The sequence below is a fragment of the Confluentibacter flavum genome, from assembly GCF_002843175.1.
GTDB lineage: Bacteria > Bacteroidota > Bacteroidia > Flavobacteriales > Flavobacteriaceae > Confluentibacter > Confluentibacter flavum.
On the sequence record NZ_PJEO01000044.1, the window covers coordinates 14,745 to 34,429 of the forward strand.

Genomic DNA, 19,685 nt, shown 5'->3' on the forward strand with positions numbered 1-19,685 from the left:
TATGGTTAATCGCCTTGACTTAACAACATTTCAGGAGTTGCAACGGTTCTAAAGCCAGTGTGCTCGGCAGAAGAATCCATACTCGTTCCCATTCTGGAAGACACTCTATAACTGGCACAATAAGAGTCACTACATAAAAAAGACCCTCCTTTTATTATTTTTTCTTCTAAATAGGGATTATTTGGGTTATAGGCTTTATCAGCTCCTTTAGGATTTATTACTGTGTCTTTTTTAGATGCTAACTCGTTATGTAAGAACAATTAAATAAAGAAAAATGATTAAGGAAAAATTAGGTGGAGGTGTTTTTCAATCAAGAAAAATATTTTTTACAACAGCTATGCTCCTTTTAGTAATGTATAAAGTCCTTGCAAACACTTACTTTGTCTCACCGAAAGGTTCTGATACAAATCAAGGAACTAGCACAAGACCATTCAAAACTATTAATAAAGCTTCACAAGTCGCCATGCCGGGAGATACTATTTTGGTGCGTCAAGGTATTTACAGGGAACGTGTCGTTCCGGTACGGGGAGGAAGAGCAGGGGCTCCTATTGTCTACATGGCAGAGCCTAGTAAAGCTGTAATTATACGAGGTTCGGAATTATGGTCTCCCAATTGGCGGGCAAAAGGAGAAGGGATTTATGCTGCGGTGCCTGATGATAAATTATTTAATGATATCCGGTCAGATTATATAGATGACCATAACCCTTTCAAGGTGACCTTATCATCTACACCCTACCAACGTGAAGGGAAAAGAGAATGGGAAAGAGGAAATAAATTGGCCGATTCTACCCTGGTTTATACCTGCGGACAAGTTTTTGTGAATGGAAGATTATTTAAGGAGGTTCCCTTTTTTAAAGAACTTAAAAATAATATGTGGCACTACAACCCCGATTCAGGAGAGATCCAGATTCATTTTGGCAATCTTAAACCAGAGGATCAGGAGGTGGAAATCACCACAAGGCGAAGGATTTTCGCCCCCATAAGCAGAGGTTTGGGCCATATAGTGGTTGAAGGTTTTATTATGGAACATTGTGGCAACAATTATCCTACTAATTTTTGGAATACACCCCAGTGGGGACAACGTGGCGCTTTAGGTTTGGAAATGGGACACCATTGGGTCGTTCGTAAAAATGTAATTCGTTATGCTAAGACATTTGCATTGGATGCCGGTCATATAGATCAAAATGGCAAGTCTCAGGCTGCTCATGACAATCTGATTGAACTCAATTACATCCTTGAAAACGGATCGGCAGGTATTCTTTCAAACAGTTCATCCAATTTGGTTATTCGAGATAATGTGGTCATGTATAACAATACGATGAATTTTCTTGGGGCTAAAAGATGGGAGCAGGCAGGTATCAAATGCCACAATATGTTGAATGGAACTATTCAAAATAATTATGTGGCAGACAACTACCTAACTTATGGTATCTGGTTGGACAATAAGTTTCCAAATAGTCGTATCGCTAGAAATGTGCTGCTCAATAATGGGCGTGCAGGTCTTTTTCTAGAAATGAGCGATTATGAATATGATATGCTTTTTGTAGATAATAACATTATAATTGGAAATAAGGAAAACCCAATATACATTCATGATGCTTCCGGAGGTACCTTTATGCATAACCTCATAGCCAATACCGAAAGCCAAAATAAATATGGGCAAGGCGTGCTTATCCATCAGGTGTCAGAGAGAACAAGAACCTATCACCATTCACTTTATAACAACCTTTTTATTAATAATCCGAAAGTCATAGACATTGACTACCCTTCACATCTGGGGGGTGACCAGCGTCTAGACTTTAATGTATATGAGGCAAAGCCGAGTGATCGTGTTTTTATGATCAACAAAGCCTCAAAAAAACCTTCTCCTTGGTCAGATCAAGAGTTTATGACTTTGGTCAAAAAAGAAATCAATGCTAAGGAGATTAAGTTAGCAAAAGGTGAACTCGGAGGAAGAATTCCACTAACTTTTGAACAATGGAGAGCATTTTGGAAAGTACATGATTTAGCGAATGACACCCATAGTGTATTGAAAGAAGGTAGTAAAGTTCAGTACAATAAAGAAACTCTTGAACTTGTAATAGAGATTCCTTATGACCCCAAAGAAATAGGCTCCAAAAACCATGAGCTTATAGACTTTGATTATTTAGGTAATGAGATAGCACAAGATGGCAAAGCCATTCCGGGACCTTTTCAAATACTGAAAAAAGGGAAAAACAAATTCAAAATATGGAATGGACTACCCATTTTAGAAAAAGGAGAGTTGCCAAATCCGATGGAATTTACTTCATATAATCAAAGTTTTCATAATTGGTAAATCTTGGTTGTTGTTACATTTAATTATATGAGAATACTTTATACAATGAAATGCAGAATGAGTTTCATAATTATTTGATGATTAATATGATAAAGATGTTAGGAGTATATTTATATAAAAAAAACAATTTAGGCAAAAAAACTATCATTCATTGTATAACAAATTGTTGTGGTAGGTTCTGAATCGTATTAAATTTACATCATCATTGATTTTTTTAATTTTTGGATATAAACTGCATAATTAGTTTGAATTTAGTTTGGTTGGAAAGGAGTTGGTTTTAAACCAACTCTTTTTATTTTACATTTATGAGTTGGATATGATTACCATTTTTACATTTAATATATATAATTCAATAATTTCATTTTAATCAGAAGATTTATGAAACTTCATTTATTAAATAGGACCAAATTTGATAACACCTCTTTTTCAGTCAATATTAATGACTATAAGCATTTTTTAAAACTTTGGCATTACCACCCAGAATTGGAACTTGTAGTGATAATAAAAAGTTCAGGGACTAGCTTTATTGGTGATAGTATAGAAAAATTTGAAGAGGGAGAAGTGGTATTGATAGGGAAAAACTTGCCACATAAATGGCTGAATGATGATGTTTATTTTCTAGAGAACTCAAAATTAAACGCTAAAGCAGTAGCGATTCATTTTAGGGAAGAGTTTTTGGGAACCTTATTTGAAAAAGCTCCAGAAATGATATCGATTTCAAAATTATTACAAAAATCTTCACAAGGGATCAAGTTTATTGGTCTTGAAAAAAAATTGATAGACAAAATCATCAATTTAAATATCAACGACGTTTTTAAAAGGACCATTAAGTTTATCGAAATTCTGTATGCTTTATCAAATCATAAACAGATCAAAGTATTGTCAAGTGCTGGATTTAGAAGTCCTGAAGTAAGCATTGGCAATAAAAGTTTGGATAGAATGTACGATTATATTTTTGATAATTTTAAGAAGGATATCAGTTCAAAGGATATAGCCGATATACTATTTATGAACCATGCGTCTTTTAGCCGTTTTTTCAAACGTGTACACAAAAAGACCTTTACTAGGTATTTGAACGAGATAAGGACTGGTTATGCATGTAAGCTCATTTTGGAATCAAAATACAGCATATCAAGTATTTGCTATGAATCTGGCTACAATAACCTCTCAAATTTCAATAAACATTTTAAAGACATCAAAGGGATGTCACCGACGGATTTTATAAAGGCCCATTTAGAAAAGGATAAGGCAAAATAAGCATTGGTTTATGTTAGTTTCAAGGTAGTGCAGTTTTACTAAGACTATTAATTTTAATTTTTATTAATAGTTATTAGAAGATGAATCAAAACACCATCATTACAAACATACAAGTAAAGGACGTACGTTTTCCAACCAGTCTCGCTTTGGACGGTTCGGATGCCATGAATCCAGATCCGGATTATTCAGCGGCCTATATTATTTTAGAAACAAACCATCCTCAGAATATGGAGGGCCACGGACTAACCTTTACAATTGGCAGGGGCAACGAACTTTGTGTTGCAGCCATAAAATCATTGAGCCACTTAATCATAGGGAAATCACTTCAGGAATTCACAAATGACATGGCAGGATTTTGGCGCATGATAACGGGGGATAGCCAATTGCGTTGGTTAGGCCCAGAAAAGGGTGTTATCCATTTGGCAACTGGCGCTATTGTGAACGCCGTATGGGATCTTTATGCTAAAGTAGAAGGGAAGCCATTGTGGAGACTTTTGGCAGACATGAGCCCAGAACAATTGGTTTCTTGTATTGACTTTACCTATATAACAGATGCCATAACTCCAGAAGAAGCTTTGGCAATGCTTAAAGTAAAGGAGGCCACAAAAAAAGACCGTATAGCCTATTTGGAAACCCATGGGTATCCTGCCTATACCACATCTGCGGGCTGGTTAGGCTACTCCGACGATAAGATGCGGCGTCTGTGTAGAGAGGCTAAGGCGGAAGGCTTTAAGCATATGAAGATAAAAGTAGGCTCCGATCTACAGGATGATATGCGCAGAGCCGCCATTATCAGGGAAGAAATTGGCTCTGGGTTAAAATTGATGATGGATGCTAATCAAAAATGGGATGTCGATGAGGCCATAATCAATATGGAATGGCTTAAAATGTTCAATCCTTGGTGGATCGAAGAACCAACAAGTCCGGACGATATTTTGGGGCATGCAAAAATAGCAAAAGCTATTGCACCAATAAAGGTGGCCACAGGAGAACATTGCCAGAACAGAGTGGTTTTCAAACAGCTTTTACAGGCCAATGCCATAGGAATATGCCAAATAGATAGTTGCAGAGTGGGTGGAGTTAATGAAATACTTGCCATATTATTGATGGCGGCCAAATTTAACGTGCCAGTCTGTCCCCATGCTGGAGGAGTAGGTCTTTGTGAGTATGTACAGCATCTTTCCATGATAGATTATGTGGCCATTAGTGGCAGTATGGAAGACAGGATTATTGAGTATGTAGACCATTTACATGAGCATTTTTATGATCCTGTAATAATAAAAAATGGCGCTTATATGCCCCCAGCACTACCGGGATATAGCATCACAATGAAGGAGGCGTCTTTAAAAGCCTATGAATTCCCCAATGGAAAAATATGGGAAGATATTATGAAAACAAAAAACGTTAAAGCATAAGATATGAAGTTTGATCTCACAGGTAAATCAGCTCTGGTTACGGGAGGGGGAAGTGGTATTGGAAAGGCCATTTCCGTTGTTTTGGCTGAACATGGTGCCCATGTATATATTTTGGAAATGAACCTAGAAAATGCCCATGACACTATAAAGGAAATTCAAGAAAAAGGTGGAACAGTTGAAGCACATTCTTGCAACGTAGCCAATAAGAAACAAGTCAATGAAATCATCGCTTTAATAGCCGAAAAAGGAAAAATAGATATTTTGGTCAACAATGCAGGCATTGCGCATGTTGGCAATATAGAGAACACTGAGGAAGAAGATTTAGACAGACTTTACCAAGTTAACATCAAAGGGGTTTACAATTGTGCACAAGCCGCAATAAATACCATGAAAACCAATGGTGGTGTAATTATAAATATGGCGTCTGTGGCATCTTCTGTTGGTATTTTTGACCGATTTGCCTACTCCATGACAAAAGGAGCAGTGCTTACGATGACCTATTCAATTGCTAAGGATTATATAAAATATGGCATACGCTGTAACTGTATTTCTCCAGCAAGGATACATACACCATTTGTTGATGGCTTTATAAAAAAAAATTATCCAGATAACGAAACCGAAATGTTCGAAAAATTATCAAAGACCCAACCCATTGGACGTATGGGTAGCCCTGAAGAAGTTGCCAATTTAGCATTGTATCTATGTTCTGATGAAGCCTCTTTTATAACAGGCTCCAATTATGTACTCGATGGAGGCTTTATAACATTAAACGGAAACTGACAAATTAAATTTAAATTAAATATAGATGAAACTAATACGATTTGGAGAAGTGGGAAAGGAAAAACCGGGATTGGAAATAGCCAATGGCGTTAGAATCGATGTGAGCGATTTTGGTGAAGACTACAATGAATCTTTTTTTGGATCAGATGGAATTTCAAGGTTGAGGAGTTGGTTGGGCAAGCATGGAGAGACCTGCAAAGTAGTCGATCAAAATGTTAGATTGGGGGTACCTTTTGCACGACCTTCAAAAATTATTTGCGTAGGATTGAATTATGCACAACATGCTGAAGAGGCAGGTATGGAAGTCCCAAAGGAACCTGTTTTGTTCTTTAAATCCACAACGGCTTTAATTGGTCCTAACGATGATGTCATCATTCCTAAGGGAAGCGAAAAAACGGATTGGGAAGTTGAATTGGCCATTGTCATAGGTAAAAAGGCCTCTTATGTTGAAAAAAAGGATGCCTTTGACTACATAGCAGGCTATGTATTGCACAACGATATCAGCGAGCGTGCCTTTCAAATAGAACGCTCAGGACAATGGTGCAAGGGCAAAGGCTGTGATACGTTTGCGCCTATGGGACCCTTTATTGCCACAAAAGATGAAATAAAGGATCCAAACAATTTAAACCTTTGGTTAAAGGTGAATGGAGTGATGATGCAGAATAGCAGTACCTCCGATTTTATTTTTAACGTACAGCAAGTGGTGAGCCATATCAGTCAGTTCATGACCTTATTACCTGGAGACATCATTTCCACAGGAACACCTTTTGGTGTCGGTTTAGGCTTAAATCCACCGGTGTATTTAAATCAGGGCGATGTCATGGAATTGGGAATAGAGGGGTTAGGAACCTCTAGGCAACATGTTAAAGCTTATGGATCAAAGAGTTGAAGTTTGTTATCAAATTTCTAAATCCGTAGGTTTTGTCAGGAAATTAGATACAATTTTATAATATTATTTTACAGGTAATTAAATTATATGGATTTAGGACTCAAGGATAAGGTAATTATAGTAACAGGAGGCTCCAAGGGTATTGGTAATGGTATTTGTAACCTCTTAGCCGAAGAAGGTGCTGTACCCGTAATAGTGGGAAGGAACCAACAAAATATATTGGATGCTGTTAAGGCAATCCATGTTAAAAACCAGAAAGCATCATATGCTTTTGCAGAGCTTACCGATCACGAACAATGCAAAAATGCCGTAGAACGAGTTATAAAGGAGTTTGGAAAAATAGATGGATTGGTGAACAATGCTGGGATAAATGACAGTGTAGGCTTGGCATCTGGAAATTATGATAGTTTTATGGAATCCATAAAAAGGAACCTAGTACATTATTATTTGATGGCCCATCATGCATTACCAGAACTAAAGAAGAGTAAAGGAGCTATTGTTAACATTGGATCCAAGACATCAGTGACAGGACAAGGTGGTACTTCTGGCTATGCTGCTTCAAATGGAGGGAGGAACGCTTTGACAAGGGAATGGGCCGTGGAATTATTGCCATACAGTATTAGGGTCAATGCGGTCATTGTAGCGGAAAGCTTTACACCGCTTTATGCCAGATGGCTGAATACGTTCCCTGATCCAGAAAAAAAACTAACTGATATCATCAAAAATATTCCGTTGGAAAAGCGGATGACCACCACTGAAGAGATTGCCAATACAGTGGCATTTTTGTTGTCCGATAAATCCAGCCACACCACTGGTCAATTGGTTTTTGTTGACGGGGGGTATGTGCATCTGGATAGAGGATTGTAAAATTAATTATTTAAATTATTATAATATATTGAATATGGACAAAGTTAGACCGCCAGTGGTGTCAAAAAAAGTAATGGTGCCTTTTATTTTGATAACCTCCTTATTTGCTCTTTGGGGATTTGCCAATGCGGTCACGGACCCAATGGTACAAGCTTTTAAAAAAATATTGGAGCTTTCAAATTCTGAGGCCGCATGGGTGCAAATGGCATTTTATGGCGGGTATTTCTGCATGGCTTTGCCAGCGGCCATGTTTATGAGGAAATATTCGTATAAAACAGGTATTTTGATAGGTTTGGGATTATATGCAACAGGTGCATTACTGTTTTATCCAGCCGCAATAACCGAGCAATTTTGGTTCTTCTGTTTGGGGTTGTATGTTCTAACCTTTGGTTTGGCTTTTCTAGAAACAGCGGCAAACCCCTATGCGTTGGCATTGGGAGCAAAAGAAACAGCGACCCAGAGATTAAACTTAGCACAAGCATTTAATCCATTAGGCTTAATAGTGGGTTTGTTTGTTGCACAGCAATTTGTACTCAAGAATTTACAATCGGACGATATAGATAATTTCAGGGTTTTAGATGAAGCTTCAAAGATTCTAATAAAAACGTCTGATCTCATAGTCATTAGAAATCCTTATGTGATTTTGGGACTGGTTATTTTAGCTGTTTTTGTTCTTTTTATTATCAGTAAAATGCCCCAATCCAAAGAAGATGGGGCGATGCCAAACATTGGCGAAACGTTTGCCGCTTTAGAGAAAAATAAAAAATATGTATTAGGAGTCTTGGCTCAGATATTATATGTTGGCGCGCAGATTATGTGTTGGACTTATATTTATCAGTATGCTGAAGCCATAAGTATAGATAGTGTCACAGCGGGTTACTACCAAATGGCCGCATTTATTTTTTTTACAATAGGTAGAGCCATTGGTACTTATTTGTTACGTTTTATAAGTTCAGGAAAATTATTGATGTATTTTGCTCTATTGGCAACCGTATTTGTATTAGGAACTATAATAGTAGAAGGAGACGTTGGTTTGTATTGTTTGGTAGGGGTTTCTTTTTGTATGTCCTTAATGTTCCCTACTATCTATGGTATCGCTTTGGGTGATTTAACCGAAGAACAGTCCAAGGTTGGGTCTGCTGGTTTGGTGATGGCCATCGTGGGAGGTGCCTTAATGCCAAAACTTCAAGGTATGATTATAGATTTAGGAGGGAATGGCGTTAACGATACCACCATATTAGGTGTTTCAGAAGTTAATTTCTCATTTGTTTTGCCCTTGTTATGCTTTATTTATATAGCCTGGTACGGATTAAGGGTGTTTAAAAGGCATGAAGCAACTGATGATTTTTTACATGTTGTATAAATTTAATCATAGACCAAACCCCAATGGGTCGTTATGGAGTGCCAGAAGATTTAGTTAGTACCACATTATACTTGTGTGATGATGCATCTTCTTTTGTAACAGGAGTCGTTATTCCAGTAGATTGTGGGTTTAGTGCATTTTGTGGGGTATAAAATATAAATAAAATATGGAGCAAACATGGCGTTGGTATGGGCCAAAAGATCCCGTATCGTTATCAGATATCAAACAAGCAGGCGCAACAGGAATTGTAAGCGCGTTACATCATATTCCCAACGGAACCATTTGGACTGTTGAAGAAATAAATAAAATAAAAGAAATTATAGAAAGTGTTGGATTAACTTGGAGTGTGATAGAAAGTGTGCCGGTTCATGAAAACATAAAAACACGTTCGGGAAATTTTCAGCAATACATAGATAATTACAAAAAAAGTATTGAAAATTTAGCAACTTGTGGCATTCATATAGTTTGTTACAATTTCATGCCCGTTTTAGATTGGACAAGAACAGATTTGGCTTTTGAAGTAGAAGATGGTTCTAAAGCATTACGGTTTGATGTAGCAGCATTTGCAGCTTTTGAAATGTATTTATTAAAAAGACCAGGAGCTGAAAATGATTATTCTGATGAACAAAAGATGGAAGCTATGGCTTATTTTCAAAATCTTTCAGATGATGACAAACAAAAATTAGTTAAAAACATTATTGCAGGATTACCAGGTGCAGAAGAAGGTTATACCTTAGAACAATTTCAAACCATTTTAGATACGTATTCTCATATTGATGCACAAAAATTAAGAGAAAATCTGGTAGCGTTTTTAAAAGAAATCGTACCTGTTGCAGCTCAAAATAATGTGTTAATGTGTATTCATCCAGACGATCCTCCTTATCCTATTTTAGGCTTGCCACGTGTGGTTAGCACCGAAGAGGATTATGCCTATTTATTTTCTCAAGTACCAGATAGAGCTAATGGGATTACCTTTTGTACAGGCTCTCTAGGTGTTAGGGAAGATAACGATTTGGTTCAAATTGTGAAACGTTTTGCAGATCGTGTTCATTTTCTTCATTTTAGAAGTACGCAACGCGATGAAAAAGGTAATTTCTATGAAGCCAATCATTTAGAAGGTGATGTAGACATGTATAGTGTTGTAAAAGAAATCGTTATAGAAGAGCGCAGACGTAAAGCAGCGGGCATGAAAGATGCTATAATACCCATGCGTCCAGATCACGGACACCAAATGTTAGACGATTTACACAAAAAAACCAACCCAGGGTATTCGGGTATTGGGCGTTTAAGAGGGTTAGCAGAATTAAGAGGTTTAGAATTAGGTATCTCTAAAAGTTTAGTATAATGGCCACCATAAATTCAAAAGCATTTATTACCGATAATTTTTTATTGAATTCTGAAGTAGCCGTAACCTTATATCATCAATACGCTAAAGATTTACCTATTATTGATTATCACAATCATTTATCTCCAAAACTTATTGCAGAAAATAAACCCGTAAACAATATAACCGAAGCTTGGTTAAATGGCGACCATTACAAATGGCGTGGTATGCGGGCTAATGGCATAGATGAAAATGACATAACAGGAAATGCCAGTTTAGTGCAACGTTTTGAAAAATGGGCTGAAACGGTTCCTTATACCTTAAGAAACCCGTTGTTTCATTGGACGCAACTTGAATTAAAGCGCTATTTTGATATTGATGCTATTTTACAACCAGCAACAGCTTCAGAAATTTACAGCAAAGCAAACGCCATTTTAGCACACAAAACACCTGCCCAATTATTAGAAGATATGAAGGTGGAAGTAGTGTGCACAACAGATGACCCATCAGATACTTTAGAATATCACCAAACAATTGCAAAGGCAGGTTTTTACACCAAAGTGTATCCTACATTTAGAGCCGATGAATTGTTTTTTATAGGTCAAGAAAAATTTCTACCTTATCTAAATAAATTAAGCAATGCTGTTAATTTTGAAATTTCAAATTATTCAGATTTTATAAGAGCCATAGATGCAAGAATTGCATATTTTAATGAGAATGGCTGTCGCCTGTCAGATTTTGGGGTAGGCGAAGCTTTAGTCATGGAAGCATTTACAGAAGTAGAAGTGGAAGCCATTTTTAAGAAACGATTGCAAGGTGACACACTTTCTTCATTAGAAATTAATAAATACAGGTCTGCTATTTTCTTACATTTAGGAAAACAATACCATAAATTTAATTGGGTTCAACAATATCATTTGGGCCCTATTAGAAATAATAATACCTGTTTGGTAGAGCAAATTGGTTTAGATGCAGGCTGCGATTCTATAGCCGATTTTCCAATGGCAGAATTTATGTCTAAGTTATTCAATAGCTTAAATGCTAGCAATCAACTAGCAAAAACCATCACCTACAATTTAAACCCATCACAAAATGAAGTGTTTGCTACCATGATGGGTAATTTCCAAACTGGAGGTGTTCCCGGAAAAATGCAATGGGGTTCAGGTTGGTGGTTTTTAGACCAAAAAGACGGGATGGAAAAACAATTAAATACGCTATCAAATATGGGTTTATTAAGCCGATTTGTAGGTATGTTAACAGATAGTAGAAGTTTTCTTTCGTTTCCTCGTCATGAATATTTCAGACGCATTTTATGTGATTTGTTGGCTGAGGATGTTAACAAAGGTTTGGTGCCTAATGATATTGATTTTTTAGGAAACATGGTTCAGGATATTTGTTATAATAATGCTATGCGATATTTTAATTTCAATTAATTGAAAAATAAAGATTATGAAAGAAACTCAAAAGTTATCCAATTATCGTTACAGGATTTTAGGACTTTTAATGTTCGCCACCACCATTAACTATTTTGATAGGAGCCTTATTGGGGTATTGGCCCCAACACTTGAAAAATTATTTGGATGGACCAATAGTGATTATGCCAATATTATGATATCATTTAAAGTGGCCTACGCACTGGGTTTGCTTTTTATGGGCGGTTTAATAGACTGCTTAGGAACCAAAAAAGGATATACCTTATCCATTGTTATTTGGAGTGTATTTGGTATGTTACATGCTTTTGTACGTCCAGGTTTTAGTGTCATTGGATTCGCTGCGGCAAGATTTGGATTAGGCTTTGGTGAGTCTGGAAACTTTCCTGCTGCTATAAAAACAACTGCAGAATGGTTTCCAAAAAAAGACAGAGCTTTTGCAACAGGGCTTTTTAATGCAGCCACAAGCATAGGTGCCATCGCCGCACCTTTTGTTGTGGGGTGGATAGTACATGAAGATGGTAAAAATTGGCAGTTTCCTTTTTTGATCACTGGGATTTTAAGTGCGTTCTGGGTATTTTTATGGTTTAAGATGTATAAAAAACCAGAAGTTCATCCGTATGTAAGCAAAGAAGAATTGGCGTATATCCAGAGTGATTCAGAAATAGAAAATGAAGAAAAGTTGCCTTGGATAAGTGTCGTGGGCAAAAAAGAAACCTGGGCATTTGCATTGGCAAAAACAACAGATGCTGTATGGTGGTTTTACCTGTTTTGGGGGGCGAAATTTTTGGCAGATACTTTTGACGTCAATATTCACAACATAGCACTTCCATTTTTTGTAATATATATTATGGCAGATATAGGAAGTATTTTGGGAGGGTATCTTTCGGGTGTTTTTATTAAAAAAGGATGGTCTATAAATAAGTCTAGAAAAATTACGCTTCTAATATGTTCCTTAATTATATTACCAGTCGCCATGGTGGCTGTTACAGATAACAAATGGTTAGCAATTTTTTTAATCGGATTAGGCGCAGCAGGCCATCAGGCATGGTCTGCTAATATTTTTACATTAGCATCCGATGTATTTCCTAAGAAAGCAACAGCATCCGTCGTTGGTATAGGAGGTATGGTAGGGGCTGTGGCAGGTATTATTGTAGATAAAGCATTAGGTACAGTATTAGATACTGCTGGTAATACAGGTTATTTTTGGGCATTTCTTTTGGCAGGTTCTAGTTATTTGATTGTTCTTGGGTTGGTTCATTTATTAATGCCAAATATGACGCCTTTAGATGAAAATTTAAATAAAAAATCTAATTAAATGAAAGTCGGGTTATTTATACCATGTTATATCAATCAATTATACCCGCAAGTTGGAATAGCGACATTAGAACTTCTTGAAAAATTAGGTGTAGATGTTGATTATCCTATGGGACAAACCTGTTGCGGGCAACCGCTTGGAAATTCTGGATATGAAGATGATTCTAAAGGCATATGTCAATTGTTCGTTGAAAATTTTAAAACTTACGATTATATTGTTGGGCCATCCGGAAGTTGTGTGTATCATGTAAAAAAGCATTTCGATATTTTAGAGCAAACCGAAGATGTAAAACGGGTTAGAAAAAACACTTATGAATTATGTCAATTTATACACGATGTATTAGGAAAAACCCATTTAGGAGCGTCTTTTCCTTATAAAGTAGGCATTCATAAAAGTTGCCATGGTCTACGTGGATTGCGTTTAGGGTCATGTTCAGAACGGATGGACACACATTATTCAACTGAAGAAGATTTACTTAAAAATGTAAAAGGCTTAGAGCTGAAAACGTTGAAGAGGGTAGATGAATGCTGTGGTTTTGGAGGCACGTTCTCCGTATTTGAAGAAGCCATTTCGGTAAAGATGGGAAACGATAGGATTAGAGATCATATTGATAGTGATGTTCAAGTGATTACAGGAGCAGATCATTCGTGTTTAATGCATCTAGAAGGTTTGATTAATAGGAATAAGCAACCTTTGAAAGTGATGCACATCGCAGAAATTTTAAATAGCAGTATCTAAATTATGGCACACGCAGACGAAGCAGCACTATTTAATAAAGATGAATCTAAAGTAGACTGGCATGATAAAGCCTTATGGTTTGTTAGGCAAAAACGAGACAAATCGGCACACAAGGTAAAAGGATGGGAAACACTTAGGGATTTGGCTTCAGCTATTAAAGCGAATGTGATGTCAAATCTTGATAACTATCTTGTTCAGTTTGAAGAAAATGCCCAAAAAAATGGAGTGACTGTACATTGGGCGGCTGATGCCGAAGAACATAATAAAATTGTACATAGTATTCTTCAACAAACCAACGTAAAAAAAGTGGTTAAAAGCAAATCGATGCTTACTGAAGAATGCCATTTAAACCCGTATCTAGAAGCCAATGGCATTGAGGTGGTTGATACCGATTTAGGGGAACGCATCGTTCAACTAGCAAAAGAAGTACCAAGCCATATAGTTTTACCGGCCATTCATAAAACAAAAGAAGAAGTGGACGTCTTGTTTCAAAAGCATTTAGGAACAAAACCAAGTAATGGCGATCCACAATATTTAACGAATGAAGCTAGAAAGCATTTACGCGATAAATTCTTAAAGGCCGATGCTGCCATAACGGGAGTTAATTTTGCGGTGGCTGATACAGGTGGGATTGTTGTTTGTACCAACGAAGGAAATGCCGATATGGGTGCGCATCTTGCTAAAGTGCATATTGCTTGCATGGGTATGGAAAAACTAATTCCGCAAGAAAAACATTTGGGTATTTTTTTAAGATTATTGGCCAGAAGTGCTACAGGACAACCAATTACAACCTATTCGTCACATTTTAATAAACCAGCTCCGGGTACAGAGATGCATATTGTAATTGTTGATAATGGTAGAACCGAGCAGTTAAATCGTGAAGATTTTAGAGCATCATTACACTGCATTCGTTGTGGAGCTTGTATGAATACCTGCCCAATTTACAGACGCAGCGGAGGACACAGTTATAAAGCGACCATACCAGGACCCATTGGTTCTATTTTATCTCCGGGAAAAGATTTAACAAAGCATAGCGATTTACCATTCGCTTCCACGTTATGTGGTTCGTGTTCAGATGTTTGTCCGGTTAAAATAAACATTCATGAGCAATTGTATAAATGGCGACAAGTTATTGTTAAAGACGTGCCACAACCTGTCGTTAAGAAAACCGTTTTAAAAATAGCAGGACGTGTGTTGGCAAATTCTAAAATGTATGGTTTTGCTGGAAAATCAGCACGTTTTATATTAAAGCATGCTCCTCGATTTGTAACGTATTCTAAATTTAATGCGTGGGGAGAAGCTAGAGATTTACCGGAAGTGAAAGATGATAATTTTGATACGTGGTATAAGAAAAGACAAAAACATGAGTAGAGCATCCATTTTAAACGCAGTAAAAAAGAACAAGCCTGACTTATTGCCATTGCCAGAAATCGATTTAGATGTTTTTTCAGAAAATATAGATTTAGTGAAAACATTTATTGGGAATGTTGAATTTGTTGGTGGGAGAGCTATTCAATTGGGTAGTGTTGAAAATATAGATTCAGAAATAAAAAACCTCTATCCTAATGCAACCAAAATAGTATCCTGTACAAGAGATTCTAATTTAGGTACCATTTCGATTTCAAAAAACACTAATCCACACGGATTAGAAACCATTGATTTAGCTATTGTAAAAGGAGAATTGGCGGTTGCCGAAAATGGTGCGGTTTGGATTTCTGAAAATGATCTTACTATTCGGGTCTTACCTTTTATCACCAATGATCTGATTTTAATAGTAAACAAAGAAGATATCCATTTACACATGCATAGTGCTTATAAAGCTATTTCAAAAAGAGACAGAACCTTTGGTCTATTTCTTTCAGGGCCATCTAAAACAGCAGACATCGAACAATGTTTGGTGATAGGAGCCCAGGGCGCTATAAGTTTAACGGTTTTGATTGTTTGAATTCAAATTAGTATTACAATCAATTTATAAAAACATTTAAAAGCATTAAATTTAATTTTAGATAGTTAGAAATGACACATAAGAAGGAATTACTAATAATGGTTGTTTGTTTTTTTATAGCTATGGGTTGTAAAAGACAAACGTCTGATAAAATTGAAATTACTCATTCACCAGATAAAACTATTTCAAAAAAAATATTGGATAGTCTCATTCAAAATCCACCCAAAGATATGGTATGGATCCCTAGAGGCACTTTTTTACAAGGTGCTGTACCACAAGACAACATGGCGATGAAACATGAGAAGCCTCGACACCCAGTAACTGTGGATGGATTTTTTATGGATATTACCGAAGTAACAAACGCCCAGTTTTCAAAATTTGTTGAGGAGACCGGGTATATAACCATAGCGGAACGTGAGATAGATTGGGAAGAAATGAAAAAGCAACTCCCGCCTAACACACCCAAACCTCATGATTCTATTTTGCGGCCAGGATCTTTAATGTTTAAAAAAACAAAGGAATCGGTCCCTAATCTATATGATTTCTCACAATGGTGGCGATGGGTAATTGGAGTCAATTGGAAACACCCAAGCGGGCCACATACTAACTTAAAAGGAAAAGAAAATCATCCTGTAGTCCATATTTCTTATGAAGATGCCTTGGCATATTGCAAATGGGCTAGAAAACGATTGCCAACAGAAGCAGAATGGGAATTTGCAGCTAGAGGCAATAATAAAAACACCATGTTTTTCTGGGGAGATGAAAGAGATGGTTTATCAAAAAGGGCAAATAGTTGGGAAGGAGAATTTCCTGTAAATAACACCTTAGAAGATGGGTTTGAACGAACAGCACCCGTTAAAACATACCCACCAAATAATTTTGGTTTATATGATATGGCAGGCAATGTATGGGAGTTCACTAGTGATTGGTATAATGTAAATTATTATGAAGAGTTGGCATCAAAAAAAGATACAGCTATAAATCCAAAAGGAGCAGATAAATCATATAATCCCAGTAATCCATATTTACAGGAAAAAATAATAAAAGGGGGGTCGTTTTTATGTAGCGATTCGTATTGTGCCAGTTATAGGGTGTCTTCTAGAATGGGAACTAGTTTAGACTCTTCAGCAGAACATATTGGTTTTAGAACAATTGTAACTCCAGAGCAGTTATTATTTAAAGAATAATTTAATAAATAAGTTTTTTTAAAATTATATGATTACAGAATAATTTCAGATGATTAGATATGAATTAAACACACACATAATTAGGTTATTTTATACTAACATGTTGCGGATTATAAGCTGATTTTTTTTACTTAATATTTTTAGATAAAAGTTAAATGATGATTTCCCAGAGATTGTGTGGGAAATAATCTAAAACTTAAAAATTTGTTAAATATCTTGTGTTTTTCATGAGATGAAACTAAACATTACATCTCTAATATCGTTAGGAATTAACAAAAATTGTTTAATATTGAGTGATTTTATTAATCAAATTTTCATTCACTTTAGAGGGGTGCTTGAATGAATAATTCAATTTTTAGTTAAAAAATAGTGATTAATAGCAATACAAATACCGAAAAATTATTAATTAGACAACTTACCGAGGGAAACAATAAAGCCTTTCGTAAGCTTTTTGATTATTACAGGAATGACCTCTACAAATTCAGTTTAAGTATGGTGTGTTCTAAAGACTATGCTGAAGAAATAGTTCAGGATGTTTTTATGAAGGTATGGATTAAGAGAGAATCATTAAATCCTGAAATGTCTTTTAAGTCCTATGTATTTACAATAACCCGAAACAAAAACATAAAATTTCTGAAAAAAGCTGCGAATGACAGAAAACTCAGAGAGGAGATTTTTTATAAGAAGCAAAAATTTGCTAATTCAATAGATATTTATGTCCGAGAATCAGAATTAGAATCTATAAAGCAGGAAGCTCTAGATAAACTATCTCCAAGAAGAAGAGAAATTTTCGAAATGTCCAGAAATGAAAATAAGAGTTATGAAGAAATAGCGGAAGAATTAGGTATTTCAATTAGCACAGTACGGAATCAAATGAGTAAATCCTTAGAGATTCTTCGTGATTTTATTTTAAAAAATAAGGAAATTGGAATCGGGCTGTTATTATTTTATAAAGATTGGATGTAGTCTGATAGTCTTTTTGTCTTACAATTATTGCTTTTTCACCAACTTCAACCCCTTTAAATTATTTTATTCATAAAATAGTTTAAAAAAAATGCAATTTGAATAGTATTCTATTTGGTCTCAAGGGTATTATATATATCAACAGCGATATAATAATAATGGAATCAATTGAAATCAAAGAATTATTTAATAAATATATAAGGAGGGAATGTTCCGAAGAAGAAGTGCAACAGATTGTGGCATATTTCCAGAAATCCAAGGATTTTTCGGGTGTACCAACTATTGAAGAGGTCTCAAAACTGCTAGAGGCTTATCCAGACATGGAAGAAGCCGCCGCTAATCGTATCTATAATAATATATTAGAAACAAATAAAAAGAAGCAGCCGTCAATAAAAAGAATATTTCCAATCTTAAGGTATGTTGCAGCTGCGGTTTTAATTGGAATTCTTGCAACAGCTTATTTATTTCAAGATGATATAAATAATTCACCCCAAGTAAAACCATCAACCATAGTAGACAGTAATATAGTGCCAGGTACCGATAAAGCTACATTGACCTTAGAAGATGGGTCCGTTTTGGTATTGGAAAAAGGCAGTACGGTCCAAACTCAAAAAGCTAATAGCAATGGGGAGAAAATCGTTTATAAATCTGGAGAAGGAAATGTTGCTAAAGTTGTATATAATTACCTAACCATTCCTCGAGGTGGCCAATTTAATATTGTTTTGTCTGACGGGACAGAAGTTTGGCTAAATTCAGAAACCCAGTTAAAGTACCCGGTAAATTTTGTTAAAGGACAGACTAGGGAAGTAGAGCTTGTTTACGGAGAGGCTTATTTCGATGTCTCACCAAGTACAGTGCATGGAGGTTCAACATTCAAAGTAATCAATAATGCCCAAGAAGTGGAAGTTTTAGGGACTGAATTTAATATAAAAGCTTACAAGGACGAAACCAATGTTTATACAACGTTGGTTGAAGGTAAAGTAGCTGTAGGTAATGGCAAGACAATTCAAAATTTGAAACCAAATCAACAATCAAATTTTGATGTAAGGAATGGTACCATTCAAATTAAGGAAGTAGATGTGTATGAGCAAATATCTTGGAAAGATGGCGTTTTTAGTTTTAGAAGTAAACCATTAAAAGAAATAATGAAAGTTTTGTCCAGATGGTATGATGTAGATATCATTTTTGAGAACACAGAGCTGGAATCTTTGGAATTCATAGGGTCATTGGATAAGGACCAAAATATTGAAGAAATATTATCAATTATGAAATCTTCAACAATTAATAATTATGAAATAAAAGGAAATAAGATAATAATTTTAAAATAAAAACTAAACCAACTAATATTTATAGCCAATGAAATAAAAAAAACTTTTAAAAAAAAGAAGGATAAAGTTTAACCCGCAAAAGTTTATAACTCTATCCCCTTGAGATTACTGAATAACTAAAATTTTTAATTAACCAATAAAACACAAATTTATGGAAATAAGTTTAACTAATCCTGCCTTTCCGTTTAGAAAGCAGTTATTAATGAATATTATGAGAATAATGGTTTTCTTTTTTTGTACAGCTTTTTTCGCTTTATCTCCTAACGATATTGTTTCTCAAAACTCTAAGGTTAAAATTGCAGAAGATAAACTATTAACAGTGAATGAAGTTTTTTATCTCATAATGGAACAAACAGACTACAAGTTCTTTTATGAGAAAGGAATTTTTGAGGACTTTCCCAAAGTACAAGTAAAAAAAGGGGTAATAAGAACAAACGAATTACTAAAGCGAAGCTTGTCGCACGGAAATTTGGAAATTACCTTAAATGCTAACAATGCCATAATAATAAAAGAAATCCCTCCTAAAACTTTAGAGGAAAAGGTACAAGAATACAATGTTTCCGG

General features: G+C 35.6%; 18 protein-coding genes and 1 pseudogene. 18 read left to right on the top strand and 1 reads right to left on the bottom strand.

The features are described from left to right. Positions 1–5: 5 nt before the first annotated feature. Positions 6–260 (bottom strand): SUMF1/EgtB/PvdO family nonheme iron enzyme, encoded by a 255-nt coding sequence (locus tag CSW08_RS12155; RefSeq protein ID WP_106660156.1) that lies wholly within the window; start codon positions 258–260, stop codon positions 6–8. Between the two features lie 14 nt (positions 261–274). Between CSW08_RS12155 and CSW08_RS12160 the strand changes: the two genes are divergently transcribed. From CSW08_RS12160 to CSW08_RS12245, 18 genes and pseudogenes are all read left to right on the top strand, one after another. Beyond that, the gene (locus tag CSW08_RS12160) at positions 275–2,317 is read left to right on the top strand and encodes a right-handed parallel beta-helix repeat-containing protein (protein WP_106660157.1); all 2,043 of its coding nucleotides are present in this window, start codon (positions 275–277) and stop codon (positions 2,315–2,317) included. A 378-nt stretch (positions 2,318–2,695) separates the two neighbouring features. Further along, positions 2,696–3,574 carry an AraC family transcriptional regulator gene (locus tag CSW08_RS12165; protein ID WP_106660158.1) on the top strand — a complete coding sequence of 293 codons (879 nt, stop codon included), beginning with the start codon at positions 2,696–2,698 and terminating at the stop codon, positions 3,572–3,574. 80 nt (positions 3,575–3,654) lie between these two features. Further along, positions 3,655–4,989, top strand: coding sequence for an L-fuconate dehydratase (locus CSW08_RS12170; protein ID WP_106660159.1), 1,335 nt, complete (start codon positions 3,655–3,657; stop codon positions 4,987–4,989). A 3-nt stretch (positions 4,990–4,992) separates the two neighbouring features. Then, entirely contained in the window at positions 4,993–5,769 is a 777-nt protein-coding gene (locus CSW08_RS12175; RefSeq protein WP_106660160.1) for an SDR family NAD(P)-dependent oxidoreductase, read from the top strand. A gap of 25 nt (positions 5,770–5,794) precedes the next feature. Next, the gene (locus CSW08_RS12180) at positions 5,795–6,658 is read left to right on the top strand and encodes a fumarylacetoacetate hydrolase family protein (protein WP_106660161.1); all 864 of its coding nucleotides are present in this window, start codon (positions 5,795–5,797) and stop codon (positions 6,656–6,658) included. A gap of 87 nt (positions 6,659–6,745) precedes the next feature. Next, positions 6,746–7,525 carry an L-fucose dehydrogenase gene (locus CSW08_RS12185; RefSeq protein WP_106660162.1) on the top strand — a complete coding sequence of 260 codons (780 nt, stop codon included), beginning with the start codon at positions 6,746–6,748 and terminating at the stop codon, positions 7,523–7,525. A gap of 34 nt (positions 7,526–7,559) precedes the next feature. Continuing rightward, complete coding sequence (gene fucP, locus CSW08_RS12190; protein ID WP_106660163.1) at positions 7,560–8,888, top strand: L-fucose:H+ symporter permease; 1,329 nt, start codon at positions 7,560–7,562, stop codon at positions 8,886–8,888. A gap of 8 nt (positions 8,889–8,896) precedes the next feature. After that, a complete protein-coding gene (locus CSW08_RS12195; RefSeq protein ID WP_317044931.1) occupies positions 8,897–9,040 on the top strand; it encodes an SDR family oxidoreductase in 144 nt (47 codons plus the stop codon). A gap of 14 nt (positions 9,041–9,054) precedes the next feature. After that, entirely contained in the window at positions 9,055–10,233 is a 1,179-nt protein-coding gene (uxuA, locus tag CSW08_RS12200) for a mannonate dehydratase (protein ID WP_106660165.1), read from the top strand. Beyond that, on the top strand, positions 10,233–11,645 hold the full coding sequence (gene uxaC, locus CSW08_RS12205; protein WP_106660166.1) for a glucuronate isomerase: 1,413 nt from the start codon (positions 10,233–10,235) through the stop codon (positions 11,643–11,645). Before uxuA ends, uxaC begins: the two co-directional genes overlap by 1 nt. A gap of 16 nt (positions 11,646–11,661) precedes the next feature. After that, on the top strand, positions 11,662–12,960 hold the full coding sequence (locus tag CSW08_RS12210) for an MFS transporter (protein ID WP_106660167.1): 1,299 nt from the start codon (positions 11,662–11,664) through the stop codon (positions 12,958–12,960). After that, positions 12,961–13,698 carry a (Fe-S)-binding protein gene (locus CSW08_RS12215; RefSeq protein ID WP_106660168.1) on the top strand — a complete coding sequence of 246 codons (738 nt, stop codon included), beginning with the start codon at positions 12,961–12,963 and terminating at the stop codon, positions 13,696–13,698. Positions 13,699–13,701: 3 nt separating this feature from the next. Beyond that, complete coding sequence (locus CSW08_RS12220) at positions 13,702–15,069, top strand: lactate utilization protein B (RefSeq protein WP_106660169.1); 1,368 nt, start codon at positions 13,702–13,704, stop codon at positions 15,067–15,069. Then, entirely contained in the window at positions 15,062–15,643 is a 582-nt protein-coding gene (locus CSW08_RS12225) for a LutC/YkgG family protein (protein ID WP_157831478.1), read from the top strand. Before CSW08_RS12220 ends, CSW08_RS12225 begins: the two co-directional genes overlap by 8 nt. Positions 15,644–15,714: 71 nt before the next feature. Further along, positions 15,715–16,830 (top strand): formylglycine-generating enzyme family protein, encoded by a 1,116-nt coding sequence (locus tag CSW08_RS12230; protein ID WP_238987258.1) that lies wholly within the window; start codon positions 15,715–15,717, stop codon positions 16,828–16,830. A gap of 369 nt (positions 16,831–17,199) precedes the next feature. Next, a complete protein-coding gene (locus CSW08_RS12235) occupies positions 17,200–17,796 on the top strand; it encodes an RNA polymerase sigma factor (RefSeq protein WP_106660172.1) in 597 nt (198 codons plus the stop codon). 155 nt (positions 17,797–17,951) lie between these two features. Next, positions 17,952–19,121, top strand: a complete 1,170-nt coding sequence (locus CSW08_RS12240) for a FecR family protein (RefSeq protein ID WP_106660173.1) — start codon at positions 17,952–17,954, stop codon at positions 19,119–19,121. A 151-nt stretch (positions 19,122–19,272) separates the two neighbouring features. Further along, a pseudogene (locus CSW08_RS12245) lies at positions 19,273–19,685 on the top strand (hypothetical protein); the annotation flags it as partial.

Bases quoted from the DNA above. Each gene is read 5' to 3' on its own strand.
- CSW08_RS12210 (WP_106660167.1), top strand. From the start codon at position 11,662: ATGAAAGAAACTCAAAAGTTATCCAATTATCGTTACAGGATTTTAGGA.
- CSW08_RS12160 (WP_106660157.1), top strand. From the start codon at position 275: ATGATTAAGGAAAAATTAGGTGGAGGTGTTTTTCAATCAAGAAAAATA.
- CSW08_RS12165 (WP_106660158.1), top strand. From the start codon at position 2,696: ATGAAACTTCATTTATTAAATAGGACCAAATTTGATAACACCTCTTTT.
- fucP (WP_106660163.1), top strand. From the start codon at position 7,560: ATGGACAAAGTTAGACCGCCAGTGGTGTCAAAAAAAGTAATGGTGCCT.
- CSW08_RS12215 (WP_106660168.1), top strand. From the start codon at position 12,961: ATGAAAGTCGGGTTATTTATACCATGTTATATCAATCAATTATACCCG.
- CSW08_RS12225 (WP_157831478.1), top strand. From the start codon at position 15,062: ATGAGTAGAGCATCCATTTTAAACGCAGTAAAAAAGAACAAGCCTGAC.
- uxaC (WP_106660166.1), top strand. From the start codon at position 10,233: ATGGCCACCATAAATTCAAAAGCATTTATTACCGATAATTTTTTATTG.
- CSW08_RS12180 (WP_106660161.1), top strand. From the start codon at position 5,795: ATGAAACTAATACGATTTGGAGAAGTGGGAAAGGAAAAACCGGGATTG.
- CSW08_RS12185 (WP_106660162.1), top strand. From the start codon at position 6,746: ATGGATTTAGGACTCAAGGATAAGGTAATTATAGTAACAGGAGGCTCC.
- CSW08_RS12220 (WP_106660169.1), top strand. From the start codon at position 13,702: ATGGCACACGCAGACGAAGCAGCACTATTTAATAAAGATGAATCTAAA.
- CSW08_RS12240 (WP_106660173.1), top strand. From the start codon at position 17,952: ATGGAATCAATTGAAATCAAAGAATTATTTAATAAATATATAAGGAGG.
- CSW08_RS12170 (WP_106660159.1), top strand. From the start codon at position 3,655: ATGAATCAAAACACCATCATTACAAACATACAAGTAAAGGACGTACGT.
- uxuA (WP_106660165.1), top strand. From the start codon at position 9,055: ATGGAGCAAACATGGCGTTGGTATGGGCCAAAAGATCCCGTATCGTTA.
- CSW08_RS12175 (WP_106660160.1), top strand. From the start codon at position 4,993: ATGAAGTTTGATCTCACAGGTAAATCAGCTCTGGTTACGGGAGGGGGA.
- CSW08_RS12230 (WP_238987258.1), top strand. From the start codon at position 15,715: ATGACACATAAGAAGGAATTACTAATAATGGTTGTTTGTTTTTTTATA.